The 15,079-nt window shown below is 54.9% G+C and carries 9 protein-coding genes; 1 reads left to right on the top strand and 8 read right to left on the bottom strand.

Going from position 1 to position 15,079, the window contains the following annotated elements:
- Positions 1-107: 107 nt before the first annotated feature.
- Positions 108-2,096: a threonine/serine exporter family protein gene (locus BBBR_RS00185; protein WP_003827907.1), complete on the bottom strand. Its 1,989-nt coding sequence runs from the start codon at positions 2,094-2,096 to the stop codon at positions 108-110.
- A 295-nt stretch (positions 2,097-2,391) separates the two neighbouring features.
- Between BBBR_RS00185 and BBBR_RS00180 the strand changes: the two genes are divergently transcribed.
- The gene (locus BBBR_RS00180) at positions 2,392-5,145 is read left to right on the top strand and encodes a phosphoenolpyruvate carboxylase (protein WP_003827906.1); all 2,754 of its coding nucleotides are present in this window, start codon (positions 2,392-2,394) and stop codon (positions 5,143-5,145) included.
- Positions 5,146-5,312: 167 nt separating this feature from the next.
- Here BBBR_RS00180 and BBBR_RS00175 read toward each other — a convergent pair whose 3' ends face one another.
- The 7 genes from BBBR_RS00175 to pelG form a co-directional block, all read right to left on the bottom strand.
- Positions 5,313-6,968, bottom strand: coding sequence for an RNA-binding domain-containing protein (locus BBBR_RS00175; protein WP_003827905.1), 1,656 nt, complete (start codon positions 6,966-6,968; stop codon positions 5,313-5,315).
- A complete protein-coding gene (locus BBBR_RS00170) occupies positions 6,949-7,626 on the bottom strand; it encodes an ATP-binding protein (RefSeq protein WP_225851445.1) in 678 nt (225 codons plus the stop codon). The genes BBBR_RS00175 and BBBR_RS00170 overlap by 20 nt, the downstream gene beginning before the upstream one ends.
- Before the next feature lie 273 nt (positions 7,627-7,899).
- Complete coding sequence (locus BBBR_RS00165; protein WP_033519496.1) at positions 7,900-10,122, bottom strand: GGDEF domain-containing protein; 2,223 nt, start codon at positions 10,120-10,122, stop codon at positions 7,900-7,902.
- Positions 10,123-10,155: 33 nt separating this feature from the next.
- On the bottom strand, positions 10,156-10,821 hold the full coding sequence (locus BBBR_RS00160) for a DUF4956 domain-containing protein (RefSeq protein ID WP_003827902.1): 666 nt from the start codon (positions 10,819-10,821) through the stop codon (positions 10,156-10,158).
- Positions 10,822-10,898: 77 nt separating this feature from the next.
- Complete coding sequence (locus BBBR_RS00155) at positions 10,899-11,723, bottom strand: polyphosphate polymerase domain-containing protein (protein WP_003827901.1); 825 nt, start codon at positions 11,721-11,723, stop codon at positions 10,899-10,901.
- A complete protein-coding gene (locus tag BBBR_RS00150) occupies positions 11,713-13,527 on the bottom strand; it encodes a CotH kinase family protein (RefSeq protein WP_003827900.1) in 1,815 nt (604 codons plus the stop codon). Before BBBR_RS00150 ends, BBBR_RS00155 begins: the two co-directional genes overlap by 11 nt.
- A gap of 3 nt (positions 13,528-13,530) precedes the next feature.
- Complete coding sequence (gene pelG, locus BBBR_RS00145; protein WP_003827899.1) at positions 13,531-15,078, bottom strand: exopolysaccharide Pel transporter PelG; 1,548 nt, start codon at positions 15,076-15,078, stop codon at positions 13,531-13,533.
- Position 15,079 lies beyond the last annotated feature (1 nt).

The raw sequence follows: 15,079 nt of genomic DNA, 5'->3' as shown, positions 1-15,079 counted from the left end.
CCCGATGGTAATGGATGCAAGGTCTCAAGCGCCTTCCAGTGTCACCATACTGAGACGCTATGTTATGTTGCCTGGCTCCCCTCACCCGAGGGGAGCCAGCACAACGGCTAAATGTCGTATCTCCAGGATTTATCGGTGACCACGCGAGCCATCGCCAAACCGATCGGCAAACAGACAATCACCATAAATGCGCGGAATGCCCAATCCAGAGCATTGACAGTGTCGAAGCTGCCGAGGTACCACATCGCGCGGTACATATACAAGCCGGGCACCATGATTACGATAGACGGCACAGTCAGGCAGATGCGCGGATAGCCAAGGTGCGGTGGCAGCCAGCCGCGCCTGACGGATGAACGCCATGCAGAGGCCAGAATACCCGCCAGGAATGCGCCGATGAAGGTCGCCATCTCGGGTGCCACGCTGAAGTCCTGCAATTCCAAACGCAACGTGTCGGTGATTGCACCAATCAGCGCGGCCGTCAGGCACATACGTTGCGGCGAATTGAACAGCACGGAGAAGCCCCACACGCCGACGAACGCCGCCACGAACCGCAGCAAACCGTTGACCCACGGGTTCAATCCCAACGGCTCGAAACCTTCCGGGTGCAGGTGCACCATCACGGCCACAGCCCAGCCTGCGAGCGTGGCCATCAGGATGATGCACAGCACGTAGGCCACGCGCTGAATGCCAGAGGGGAAGTCAATCTTGGCCATATCGAGGCCGCCGGTGATAAGCGGGAAGCCCGGAATCACGAACAGCATGGCACCGATATAGGCCGTATCATGCGAAAGTGCGACCGGGTCGAAGATGCCGATGAGTCGCAAAGTGCCCGTGCAGGCGAGCGCCGCCGCAGCCACACATACAAAGGTGACAAAGAACTGGTTCAGATGATGCGCGAATAGTCGCCGGCGCATCCACTGGCCAAGGCCCGCTCCTACGAACGCACCAATCATGTCATACGGGCCACCACCGAGCAGGAACACGAAGGCCGCACAAGCCAAAGCGGAGGCTAAGCCGGAGAACCACGGTTTGTACAACGGCTTGCGGCGCTCGATGAGATCGAGCCGCTCGTGTGCCTGACGCACAGTGATGCCGCCCTTGGCCTTCTCTTCATCGGAACGCTCGTTGAAATGTTCGGCGTATTCCTTGGGCACGCGACTCTTGCGTTTGGCCGAACTCGGCTCAGTCGCGGCATCTGCAGCGTCACCTTCCGATGCACGCACGCCCGAACCGTCAGAACGCGCCGGCTCGCCGGCAGCGTTCTCGTCATTGTCCGGAGCATTTCCCGCCTCATGCCGCATCAGGCTCTCGGCCCCGGCAGAACTGGCCGCCTCGACCGCCTCGTTGGAATCGCCGGCGAACACCTCGGCATCATCGTAGGCTTTTTCCTCGGCCGCCTTGTCTTCAATCGGGGTGACCTTCTCGCTGTCCGCCAGCAGACGGTGCGCTTCCTCGTTGTCATCATCCAAGGATTTAGCCACAGAGGTAACCGTGACCTTGGCCCTCAACGCCACATCCAAAGCATCATCAACGCTGCCGTCGGCCGCAGCGGCACGAGCCTTGGCCCGTTCACGCAGCCGCTTGGACAGATCAGCCGAATACTGCGAGGCATCGCGCTCATCAAGATGTTTGACCACTCCATCAGACAACTGCGAATCGACGTGATACATCGATCCCTTACCGAGGTTCACGGAGAACCAGTCGGCAAAATGCTCAAGCAGCCAGATTCGTTCGGTGTTCACGCCGGTAGTCGGCAAATCCACGACTTCGGTGATGCGATTGCGGCCATCGGTGCAGGTAGCTTCGATGTCCGTCAGGTTCACATCGGCGCGCACATGCACGCCCAATGGATAGGCGATGCGGTGCATCATCTCACGCACGCGGAACGATCCAGTGCCGGCCCCCAAATCCAGCATGCCAACGCGCACAATAACGCTCGCCTTGGCCGCGATACCGGCATCCACCACCGGCTTATCCCAGTCACGCGCAATGTCTTCCATGTCCAGCGGAATAGAGTGGGTGTGGAATTTTCGTACGGCCGATGCGCCTTTCACCTCAGGCGCATTATTTTTCTTCTGTTCGCTCACGTTGTCCATTACTACTCCCCGCCTACCCCTGCGGCAATCGCCTGATGCCTGATTTTTCCGCGCTTCGGACATCGTCCCATATGTTGTCCAATATTCGGGCAAATGCCCCCCGAAATGAACATCACCGCTGCGCACTATATGGACTTCGTAACGTAAGTGGCGATTTCATGGGGATACACTGTTGCTCACACAACAACCACGTTGAATACAGGCTGTGGGCTCGCAACGGACGGCCTCAACAACCGCGGAGGAGCCGCGGACGACCGTCAGACCGAGCAACCTGATATTCGGCAAAGGAGGTTATATGGCAACACCAGAAGAACAGATCACTCCTGCTGACGCCGCCATCGTCACCACCGGAACTGGCCGCAAGGGCCCCGAGGAGCATGATCTTCCCCAAAGCCTCAAGGACGACATGGATCTGTGTTTGAAGATCCTGCGTGACGTACTGGGCGAATACAACCCCGAACTGCTCTCCACGTTCGACACCGTGCGTAATTACTCGGTGGAAGCCAGCGCTGAACACTTCGCCGAGTTGGAGGATCCGAACCCCGCACAGGATGGCCTGAAAGAGGCCGTGAACGTCATCGACAACATGACGCTGCACGACGCCCAGCTGTTGGCCCGCGCATTCGCCACGTACTTCCATCTGGCAAACCTGTCCGAGGAGAACTACCGCGTTTCCGTGCTCCATGAGCGCGAGAACAACGTATCCGGCGAGCAGGCGGTCGATCCGATCAACGAGCTCACCGTCGCCTACCACCAGCTCATCAACGAGATGGGCCCGGCCAAGGCCAAGGAGCTGCTCGACCAGCTTGAGTTCCACCCCGTCTTCACCGCGCACCCCACTGAAGCACGCCGCAAGGCAGTGGAAGGCAAGATCCGCCGCATCTCCGAATTGCTCGGGGAATACAAGATTCTCGGCGGCTCGGACAAGAAGGAATGCCTGCGCCGCCTCTACAACGAGATCGACGCCCTGTTCCGCACCTCTCCGATTGCGCTGAAGAAGCCGACCCCGGTTGAGGAAGCGGACACGATTCTCGACATCTTCGACAACACGCTGTTCCACACCATCCCCAAGGTCTACCGTCGCTTCGACGACTGGATTCTGGGCGACCAGGCCGGACTCGTCGAACCTGCCTGCCCCGCGTTCTTCCACCCGGGCAGCTGGATTGGCTCCGACCGTGACGGTAACCCGAACGTCACCGCCAAGGTGAGCCGCGCTGTGGCCCGCAAGTTCTCCGATCACGTGATCGCCGCTCTCGAGGAAGCCACCCGTACAGTGGGCCGCAACCTCACGATGGAGGCCGAGACCACGCCGCCGAGCGCCGAGCTCAAGAACCTGTGGAGCCACCAGAAGGAAATGAGCGAGCGTCTGACCGACAAGGCCGCACTGATCTCCACCAAGGAGATGCACCGCGCGGTCATGCTGGTGATGGCCGATCGTCTGCATTACACCATCGAGCGCGATGCCGACCTCATGTACCACTCCTGCGACGACTTCCTCAACGATCTCAAGGTGGTGCAGCGTTCGCTGGCCGAGGCTGGCGCCAAGCGCTCCGCTTACGGCCCGCTGCAGGATCTGATTTGGCAGACCGAGACCTTCGGCTTCCACATGGTGGAGATGGAGTTCCGTCAGCACTCTGTGGTGCACGCCCGCGCCCTTGCGGATATCCGCGAGCACGGTCTGCACGGCGAACGCGGCGATCTGCAGCCGATGACCCACGAGGTGCTCGACACCTTCCGCGCGCTCGGGGCCATCCAGAAGCGCAACGGCCTCAAGGCCGCCCGCCGCTACATCATCTCCTTCACCAAGAGCGCCCAGAACATCAAGGATGTCTACGAGCTCAACCGCTTGGCATTCTCCCACCCGGAGGATGTGCCCACCATCGACGTAATCCCGCTGTTCGAGCAGCTTGAGGATTTGCAGAACTCGGTGGATGTGCTCGAAGAAATGATTAAGATCCCCGAGGTTCAGGCTCGCCTGAAGGCCACCGGCAACAAGCTCGAGGTCATGCTCGGCTACTCCGATTCCTCGAAGGACGCCGGACCGACCTCCGCCACGCTGGCGCTGCACTCCGCCCAGGAACGCATCGCCAAGTGGGCCGAATCGCACGACATCGACCTGACGCTGTTCCATGGCCGCGGCGGCGCCGTCGGTCGCGGCGGCGGCCCGGCCAACCGTGCGGTGCTCGCCCAGCCGGTCGGTTCCGTCAAGTGCCGCTTCAAGCTCACCGAACAGGGCGAGGTCATTTTCGCCCGTTACGGCAACCCGGTGCTTGCCATCCGCCACGTGGAGTCCGTGGCTGCGGCAACCCTGCTGCAGTCCGCCCCGAGCGTGGAGAAGCGCAACACCGACATGACCAAGAAGTACGCCGACATGGCTGCTCAGCTCGACGAGGCCGCGCACAACCGCTTCCTCGACCTGCTGAACACCGATGGCTTCGCCCCGTGGTTCTCGATCGTCACGCCGCTGACCGAAATCGGTCTGCTGCCGATTGGCTCCCGCCCGGCCAAGCGCGGCCTTGGCGCCAAGTCCCTAGACGATTTGCGTACGATTCCGTGGATCTTCTCCTGGGCTCAGGCACGCATCAACCTGGCCGCTTGGTACGGCCTCGGTACCGCATGCGAGAAGTTCGGCGATCTGGAGACCATGCGTCAGGCCTACGAGGAATGGCCACTGTTCTCCACGTTCATCGACAACATCGAGATGTCCATCGCCAAGACGGACGAGCGCATCGCCAAGATGTACCTCGCCCTCGGCGACCGCGAGGACCTCAACAAGAAGGTGCTCGAGGAGATGGAGCTCACCCGCAAGTGGGTTCTGGACATCGTGGGTGACAAGTGGCCGCTGCAGCACCGCCACGTGCTCGGCCAGGCCATCCGCATTCGTTCGCCGTATGTGGACGCGCTGTCCGTCACCCAGGTGCTGGCGCTCAAGTCGCTGCGCAAGAAGGTGGACAAGGAAGAGCTCTCGCAAAGCCAGCAGGCAGGATTCATCTATCTGATCCTCTGCACCGTTTCAGGTGTTGCTGCCGGCCTGCAGAACACGGGCTGATCTACACACCAGCGCATATGGGGAAGCCCCGCTCGATGTGAGCGGGGCTTCCCCGTTTTTGTGTGCATCTTTCATCACCTTACAATAATTCTTACATGTAAACAGAGAGTTCTTACATGAAAGAATTATTGAAAGGTGATGAAAGAACTTACTTTCACGCGCGCCAATCATCCCAACACGTATCGGGATGACGGCCCATTCCCCTCGCGGCGCAACTTGCCCACATCTTCGAGCTTCTTCAACAACCGGTATGCACTGATATAGCTCAGGCCGAATAGATCCATGACATCCGCCGTAGTGACGACACCATCATTTTTTTCGGCGAACTCCAGAACAAGGCCACTGCGCCGGGTGGCATCGATGTCACGCTGACGCACGTAAGACGCCAACCCCTCTGAACGTTTGTACACTTGGGCACTCAGCATATACGAGCGAGAGCTCCCACTGCCGACCCCCTCTACCAAACCAGCTTCCACCAAATTCTCAACAGCAGACACGATGCGTCGATGCTCCAAATGGGAGAAATCGCACAACTGGACCATAGTAAGCCTACGATGCTCGCGCAGTAGTGAGAGCACAATCAGCGACCAGACTGGCAACGGTGCTCCTCGTCGACGCTCCTCATCTCCAATCATGGTCACGAATGCCTCGTCAGGCACCACACGGCGGAGGAACAGAATGACTTCTTCGGCACTGGACTGCGAGTAATCCGGGAAAGAACCGCCTGCCGCAATCGACCCGGCATAGATGGTATCCACACCTCGCCCGGTACGTTCAACATATCCGGCAGCTTTCAAAATCAGAGCAAGCTGCGGATTACGGGAACGCGGTTGTGCAGTAAGCAGGTTATCTTCGGAGACACCCTCTATGAATCCTCCGGGATTAGCTATGGTCAACCCATCATCATCAACCAGGAACCTCACCGAACCCATTCGTGCATAATCGCGATGGCAGAAAGCGTTAATCATTGCCTCACGGAATGCCCCTCGATCGAAGTCTGGCAGATCGACACGAATCAAGCCGCTCATGACTTCGTGGCTGGGATTCCACGGCTCCATCAGCTCGCCTACACGATCAAACATATCCACCAAGGGCAACACGAACGGATCCATATTGACCTTTGGAGACATGCCTTTCATCACTTGAAAAACAGCCGATGCGGCTGGAATCGATCGATGAATAGCATCAACCGAACCAATGGTGAGCAGACCAGCAACAGATGGCTGCAATCCATACGGGCCATCAACAACCAGCTCAAGTGCCCGATCGAAATCCTCATCCGTAAAAGACAACAACGAGTTTTGCGCATTGGCACTGCGAATATGGCTTCTCAACTTGTTCCGTGAGTCTGGATTCAAATCGTCCAACCGAGCCTCTGGGGCAGGTTGCGCACTGAAATCGTAGAACCGTTGCTGAGATAAACGGCTAATGAATTGGGAAACAAACAGCGGAACGACCTCAGGCGAGCCGTCTGCTTTCAGCCGGCGCTGTAGTGTCTTCCCCTGACTAGTAGACACGATTTGCTGACTGTTACCCACCTCAATACTGACTATCGGCACCTCGTTCTCGTACAAGAGCGCCACGCGAGCGGGAAGCTGCGGAACAGTCTTATTGAAAATTAGTGCCGCAAGTCCATTGATATTGCGATGCTCGTCACATACGCCGGTCACAGTGCCATCGTCTTCAATACCGAGATACAGTATGCCGCCTTCGGTATTGGCTAGAGCCACTACGTTGTCAACAATTTCATCATGCGATTGAGGGCGCTTCTGCTCGCTCTTGAACTCAACTGTCAAACTTTCTTTAGCCGGCAACATGAGCATCCCCTTTCACCATCTTGCAATAATTCTTACATGTTAACAGAGAGTTCTTACATGAAAGAATTATTGCAAGATGGTGAAAGGGGCAAAGAGACACCCCTACTGCCATATCCAATAAGGTAGTGCCCGCTTCGCGCCGGAGGTCCCTTTTTGCAGAATCCAAATCTGCAATACCTGTGCCGTCGCTTATAGCATCGGCCATCATTCCTTGGCCGATGGCGCGAAGGTACTCCATGAAATCCATTGGACGCAATGTCAACGTATCGACTTTGCCGACCGGGTACGAAGTGCCTGCATGTCGGGCAATACCCATGTAGGAGCCAGTCGCAATAACGTGATATTCACGAGCATCTTCGCAGAAATACTTCAGCGCAGTCAATGCACGCGGACATTCTTGAATCTCATCAAGGAGCACCAAGGTATCTGTCGTGATAGGAACACCTGTTTCGAGGCTGATGTTACGCAATATCCTGCTCACATCTAGATCGCCGTCAAAGAAACTCCTCGCACGCTCATCGTTCATGAGGTCGATACGCGCCACTGCCTCATATCGTGTACGCCCGAACTCCTCCGACAGCCACGTTTTGCCCGTCTGACGGGCGCCTCGGATAATGAGCGGCTTTCTATTTCGAGACGTCTTCCAAGCCTCAAGCTGCTTCATAGCCGTACGATCCATGACCAATCCCAATCTCCTACAGAAGATGTGCGAGTCGAACCCTTGTTCCGCACTAGTTATGGTGGAACGACCAACGATATCCACATATGCAGAGTAAAAAACGACAGCTCCCCTTGGTGAAGGGAGTTATCGGTTGCAGGCTGACTGAGGGGTAGTCGCTCTCAGCCAAGATCAGCACAAAACAAGCCAGACCGCACGCAGGCAAACGCGGCAATCGCCCTTTATATTCTTTTATAAGTTTTTATAATCTCTGCCATCCTAAGAATCGGTAGGGGGGGGGGTGCCATCATCCATCGAACAACCTGCCCTTCCGTACGGCAGGTCCTTACGTTCGAACACCCACATGGTCTTGTCCGTGGATCTGTTGTCGGCAAGAATCGTCAACATGAACCGCTCACCGTCGTTCTTCACGTAACCGCATTGCACTGCGCCTTCCGACTTGAGCCGGCTACGGACGACATCGTAGTCAAGCAGTCGCAGGAGTCCTTCTTGATATTCGGGAGCAATCCTCACACGGCAAAACTCACGTAATGCTTCGCGGAAGGAACCGTCATGACCATCAAGCATACGCTGAAAGAAATCGGGCACCATGATCGAACGCTGCGTATCGGTATTCAGATTGACTATAAATGACACCGGATAACGTACATTCAGATATTCAAGCAGCATTTTCATATCATCATTGCGCACCAAAATATTCTCAAGCCGGTTGTTGAGCATGCGGAGCTGGCGTTTGCCTCCACCATTGACGTAATACTGTTTCTTGTCCTCGCGCATACGGATTTCCGCCTGATTGATGAGGTCTGGAAGATCCCCTCCATCATCGGATTCGGCCATGCCTACGGATATATCCCAATCACCTTCCAGAAAATCCCGACGCATACGCGCCATCCGACGCATACTTTGGCTCACCGTATGGTTGCAGCTGACAATCACGAACTCATCGCCTCCGACGCGGTAGATCCTGTCGTCATCGAAGCAGGCACGCATCGCATCCGCAAGTTCGCACAACGCCGAATCGCCCTTGGCATGCCCCAAATGGTTGTTGATTTCATGCAGTCCGATCATGTCGACGTACACCACCGTCAGCGGCTGGTCATGCGTGGCCTGGATGTACTCCAAGTCGTCATCGTAGGCATTGCGGTTGAGCAGCCCCGTCAGCGAGTCCCTGCGGTAATTATCGGCATCGCCGCATGCCAATAGTCCGATGGGCAGATTCTGTCCGACCAGCACCACAGCCCAAGGGTTGGATGGGGAGCATGCGTGAGTGGGAATCACCGCGAATGTGACTACGCCGGTTTTGGCCAATACCTCGCTACGGTATATCCCCAGCATGGTTTCCTGCCTGTATAGCCGTTCCCGGAGTGAAGGCAGATTCAGATCGTCGAAGAATCGTCCGGCATCGTCAGGATGCACCACCCGGTTGGTGGCCACCGCACGCATGTAGGCGCCGAATTCGTCGACTTCCGGATCGGGAATCACCCCATCTCGTTTGATGGCACGGTATTCGCCTGTCGCCACATTCAACCGGGATATTTCCGCCAGACCATCAGCCAGGATTTCAAAGGCGTCGGCCGCCAACGCGGAGGCTCCCAACAGCACCCGGCCGTTAACGGTCACATGATCGCGATGCAGGTAATCGCACGACATATCCCAATAGTGCCGACCGTCGGCACGCTCGGCCAACAGCGTTTCCATCCGTTTCACCGGCAGTGGAGGGTAGAAATAATATCCTTGGATGTATCCGCATCCAATTGCTTTCAGCCAATCGACCTGTTCCTTGGTCTGGGCGCCCTCGGCGATGATCATCAGATGCAGCTTCTTAGCCATCACAATCATGGATTGGATGATTTTCATGCCTTTACCGGCATTCTCATCGCTCAGTTCGATGAACTTCGTGTCCAGTTTGATCACATCGACATTAATGTCTTTGAGCATGTTCAGCGAGGAATATGCCGAACCGAAATCATCCATCAGTACCACGATGCCTCTCGCATGCAGTTTGCGGATGGTATCCTTCACCACGGGCAGGTTTTTCGCCACGGCGCTTTCGGTGATTTCCACCTGCAACAGACGCGCGTCGATGTTATATTCGTTCAGCAGCCCGCCGATCACGTCGGCCACATCCATCTGGTTGATATCCATCATGGACACGTTCACGGAAACCGGTACCAGATTGCGTCCTTCATGCTCCCATCTGCCCAGCATCTCAGCCACGAAGCGCCATACGAACACATCCACATGGCAGATACGCCCGGCTCTTTCCAATACCGGGACGAACCATCCTGGGGGAATCACGCCATATTTGGGGTGATTCCAGCGCACCAACGCCTCGGCTCCTACAATGGTTCCCGTCTCCGCATTGCATTTAGGCTGCAGATAACAGCAGAATTCGCCGTTTTCGAGCGCATGATCGATGTCTTCGAATGTAAAGAAAGGCACCAGCTCGTCATTAGACGGCATTCCGCCCATTTCCGGCATGTCGGTCACGCGGTCTTCCTCTCGTCGAAAAAACTATCCGTGGTATTCGCCGTTGTACTGTATCAGAGTGACGTCCTCGACGCTGTCAATCGCACGGATACGCTCGGCGAACGCCATATCCTTGTCGTCGCAGAACACTTCAACGGCCATTTCCGTGCGTTCGCCACGCATGGTTTTGGATTTGACGAAGAATTTGGTACGCCCGAACGCACGCGTGATCTCATCGCCAACCATATCGCCCATATAGTGGATCACTGCAATGTATACGCGACCCTTGTCTTGATGCGAGTAGAACAGCGCCAACATACCGATCATCACCAATCCGGCAACAATCACCAGCACATACATGCCCGCACCCGCCGCGATACCTGAAGTAATCGACCAGAACAAATACAGCAGATCCATCGGATCCTTGACCGCGGTACGGTAACGCACAATCGACAACGCACCGACCATACCAAGGGAAATCACGATATTAGTACTGATGGACAACGTGACCATGCAGGTGAGCACGGACATGCCCACCAATGTGACCGCGAAACTGCGCGAATACACCACGCCCGTGTAGAAACGGCGGTACACGTAGTAGATGACGATGCCAACAATCAACGCCACCAGCAATGCCAACGCCATTTTGGGCACATTGTATTGACTGAAGGATTTCAGCACCGACTTTTTGATCATATCATTAACGCTCATAATGCTGTTCTTTCTCTCTTGCTTCCTTGATTCGTAACGTTTGATTTCGGGAAATGCCAGCCGATCATAGACTGTCTTTACAGGCTCGGCACGCTCCAGCCTTCCTGCCAGTAGCCGAATCCCCGCAAATACGAGGCTTTGTCATAACAGAGCACGTATTTCGAGGCCGATGTCAACTCCTGCGCCTTGCCTGGCAACAGATCGCGCACCACTTGCGGTAGAAATTCAGTGAATTTGACTTCCATCACCAGTTTTCCCGGCTCAAGCACAGGCAGTACCGGCAGCGTGGCGTCGAAAACATCGAATCCTCCAACCGCCGCACGCACGTTCATATCGAAAGTGACACGCACGGTGCCAGCGTCAAGAATCCACGGTTCGCGCTCATAATCGACGATCACACGCGGACGCAACACATTGCACATGCATTCCACATAAAACTCGCGGCACAATTGATGTTCGCTGTCGCGCAAAAACTCGTAATCGCCGGCAAGAATGCGGTCGAACTGCTCATGGGTGAGCGGCGCATCCTCCTTGTAAATCCAACTGTCGCTTTTGCGTTTGCGTTCCAGTTTGATCACGCGGTCGCTGTAATCGTAGATGCGAATACGGTATTTCTTGCGCAGCAGCACACCATCGACTTTTTCCCGATATGCGGTGTTCCAATAATCGTCGAAATACAGGCTGCGAATCATATAGCCGCCGTTGCTCGCATGTTTGTCGAGACCAAGCAGCGGCGCCATACGCACGTTCAAATCAGCTTTTTGCGCGTATGAGATCAGATATTTGAGCTCATGACGGAACCGTTCCTTGGCGGTGCTCGGCGGAACGGATAATTCTTCGCTGACCCGACGTTTGACGCGCTGCAGCAGCGACGTTCCTCGATTGCCACCATCATTGAACATTGGCATCCTCCACAATGCTGCCGCCGGCTTTCACATAGAAGCACTTGGTGCCATAGATCTTGTTGCCGTCGGTGACGTAGTAGTCAAACGCGTCCTGGGTCTCGCCTGATGCGTTGCGCACGCTCACTTTGATGAAGTACTGGCCTTCACCGGGCATGTCCATCACAGCTTCCGGCAATACGAGGTCGCTCTGTGTGAACACTACATCCTTACCTTCGTAATCCTTGGACACGGTGACGGTATAACGCAAATCCTCATCGTTGAAATCGTAGGAGACATCCCAGCTGAGTTTGAGCTTGCCATTGGTAGGGGTAGGTGTGCCGATGTAGAACGGCATGGGCTTGTTGAACCCGGTTTGGTATGTCTGGTAGTTCTGTTCGATTTCGCTGTGCAGCTGGTTCGCGATCACATCATATTGGCTTTTGGTAACGCCTTCATACATGGAATCAGGCATTTTCCACACATATTGTTCCGTAATGCTGCGGTAATGCTTCACCATGGAGTTGATGCGATTGGCATTCATGTACTTGTATTCGTCTTGTATTGCCTTGTCGAGCGCAGTTCGGAACGACTTGGTCTGCAAGCAGCGGCTAAACAGCATGTTGCCCCAGTAGTTGCTGATGCCGTTCTCCCAGCTTTTGCCGTCGGAACGTTGTTTGATCTCATATTCCTTGCGCATGAGCATGCCGTCGTTGTCCCAGTCGAGCACGTAGAAGGTGTCGGAATTCGTGGGACTATACAGGTACATATTGCGGCTTTGCGTATCGGTATTGCCGGTCAACAGCTGGAATGCCATCCAGTATGCGAGATTTTCGGTATCGAAGTATTTGCCGAGAATGTCGCTCATCGGCACTGAATAATCGTTGAGCGCGTTCAACATGGCAATCAGTTTGGTATGGTCGTTGTCGCCTTTGATTTCCAGTTTTTCTTCGAATTTCGTCTGATCATAGTCGGGATCGTCGGCGAGTTTGATCACGTCTTCGTCTCGATGGAATTCGAAATAATTGACTTTATACAGCTGGCCGTTCTTATCAAGTCCGTGCGCTTGCAATGCGGTTTTGTTGAGCTGTTCGACCTGCGTATACAGACCGTAATCGTCAAAGGAATCTGATCCGCTGGTCTCGTCTTTCACATACAAGTGCACGAATTGCGTGCGCAGCCCCATCATCTGGTCGATGCCTTTGATGAGATCAAAGGCCATTTTGTTACGGAAACGCAGACCTTCACCCATATGCTTGTTCAATGCGATGGTACGCTGGCCACGCCACTTGCCTTTTCCGCTTTTCAACTCGATCTTGTAATTCTTCTGCTCGTTTTTACTCGATGACTGACCACGTACCTGCACGGTGGCGTTCGGCGCGCTTTCGCCAAAACCAAGCTCCCCGGAAACCGGCCCCTGTTCGTCGCCGACCTGCAGCAAACCATTGACCTTGTAGCGTCCAACGCCCATTGCCGCATAGTCATCAACGGAATACTGGTTGATTTCACTCCAGCTATGGTCGGTTCCTTCCGACGAATTACCGCGCGATACCGTCAGATACATGGTTTCCACGCCGCTGTCGTCATACACCTTGTATAACGATTCGTTGTCGCGCAAGTGTGCGCCGTCGATGCTTTGTTCAGCGCTTTTCTTGACTTGCTCATGCGTCTGCGTTGAATCCGATGATTGCGATTGTTCATTATCGCTGGGTGATGAAGTCGCACATCCGGCGCAGGAAAGCACCATCAGCATTGCTATCAATGCCGCTATTTGCTTGACAAGCGTGGTAATGGCTTTTGTGTTGCGTCGATTCCACCATGTCATGATTTACGATTCCTCCCCGATTGTATTGTTCGCTTCTGTAATGTTCGTCCCGCACTCGCGCCGCACGTGCCTCTTATATTCCGTGCGATGCAGTGATTGATCGATTCGTTGTTCGCCATGTTCAAGCAGTATGCCCAGTTCGGGGAAACGTCCACGTTTCGTCTGTGCCACAATCGGCTGCTGCCCCAGCACTCGGTATGGCAGATTGTCGGTGTATGAGGCGAGCCGGAATGTCGCATGAATAGCAAACAGCGACGCTCCCATCAGAAAACCGAAGCCGAACAGTGTGGTAGTGAAGAACTGTCCTATCACCGTGAAAATAACCGTCGACCCTGCAAATAATGCCGATGCAGTCAACGCACCGGAATAATCGGTGAAGTACAGCAGGATCAGCATCACGGTATTGCCGACCGCATACAGCGCATATCCGACGCATAGCACACGAAAATATCCATGCATTGCATCGTTGAAACCCAAAGGAAGCGCGTTCAGCGCTGTTTTTTCCAACGAAATCACGGCAGCGGTCACCAACAATTGCTTTAACGCCGTGTAATGCAATTCTCGATTGAGCACAGCCAGCATTTCATTTTCGGCAACGGTAATGTCTTTAACCGTGCCACCATCGTTGAGCAGACTGTAATACGAACGATATGTCGGATAGAAATTCACTTCCACCGACACCACAAAATTCACCGTGGTGATCAGAATCGTTAAAAACGCAAGCATGGCGGGCACATCGTAATATGGCGCACCATAAAACAGACCCTTCACTTTGATGCCAAGCGGCCCACACCAGGTGATCACCAAATGGGCGAACAAGCCAATGGTGGTAAACAATCCGGTCAACGCCAACGGCAGAAACTGGTCAACCCACTGCAGAAACAGCCACGGATTCTCACGACTTTGCGGAAAATACCGATGCAACAGCAGCACATCCCATACCAGCATCACACCATAGCCAAGCACCACTGCGAACAACAGCGACTCCACAGGAGAGCATGCCAACACAAGCAACACGCATGACGTGACGAACGCCACCAGCACCGCCGCAACAAAAGAATACAGAATGCTTTTGTAATCTTTAATGGCCGTCAAATAACTCATCGCATTCCAGTTGACGACCATTTCAAGAAACAGCCATAAACACAACGCGCCCTGCATCAGCGTGGCTCCAGAAAACAGCAGAAACACCGTGTACAACACCGCGCCCACTACCAACATGATGCCGGTAGACCCCCAAAACGACGGCAGAATCATCTTCTCATCGTGATCAAACAGCATATCCGCCAAAAAACGTGTGACCGGCATCGACAGAAAACTTGTCAACACCAACGAGGCAAGCAATGTGTATGTGATCATGCATACAAGCAGATCGCGGTCGGGGCGGTCCACCTGCCACCAACCGCTCACGATCAGCACGCCAAACTGCAGAAGCACGCCCAGCAGCATCGGGCCTGCGCAAATCACGCCGGCATAGCCGTAGGCTCGCAGCATCGCCATCAAGCCCCTACGATGGAACAGTTTCTTCAGTTCAAATCCAATACCGGCCATA

This window comes from Bifidobacterium breve DSM 20213 = JCM 1192, from assembly GCF_001025175.1.
In the GTDB taxonomy this organism is placed as follows: Bacteria; Actinomycetota; Actinomycetes; order Actinomycetales; family Bifidobacteriaceae; genus Bifidobacterium; species Bifidobacterium breve.
The sequence above is the reverse complement of the archived record's forward strand: the minus strand, read 5'-3'. Positions and strand labels throughout refer to the sequence as shown.

Coding starts and splice junctions, on each gene's coding strand:
- BBBR_RS00170 (WP_225851445.1), bottom strand. CDS start 7,626: ATGAAGCAGCTTGAGGCTTGGAAGACGTCTCGAAATAGAAAGCCGCTC.
- BBBR_RS00155 (WP_003827901.1), bottom strand. CDS start 11,723: ATGTTCAATGATGGTGGCAATCGAGGAACGTCGCTGCTGCAGCGCGTC.
- BBBR_RS00160 (WP_003827902.1), bottom strand. CDS start 10,821: ATGAGCGTTAATGATATGATCAAAAAGTCGGTGCTGAAATCCTTCAGT.
- pelG (WP_003827899.1), bottom strand. CDS start 15,078: ATGGCCGGTATTGGATTTGAACTGAAGAAACTGTTCCATCGTAGGGGC.
- BBBR_RS00185 (WP_003827907.1), bottom strand. CDS start 2,096: ATGGACAACGTGAGCGAACAGAAGAAAAATAATGCGCCTGAGGTGAAA.
- BBBR_RS00150 (WP_003827900.1), bottom strand. CDS start 13,527: ATGACATGGTGGAATCGACGCAACACAAAAGCCATTACCACGCTTGTC.
- BBBR_RS00180 (WP_003827906.1), top strand. CDS start 2,392: ATGGCAACACCAGAAGAACAGATCACTCCTGCTGACGCCGCCATCGTC.
- BBBR_RS00175 (WP_003827905.1), bottom strand. CDS start 6,968: ATGCTCATGTTGCCGGCTAAAGAAAGTTTGACAGTTGAGTTCAAGAGC.
- BBBR_RS00165 (WP_033519496.1), bottom strand. CDS start 10,122: ATGCCGGAAATGGGCGGAATGCCGTCTAATGACGAGCTGGTGCCTTTC.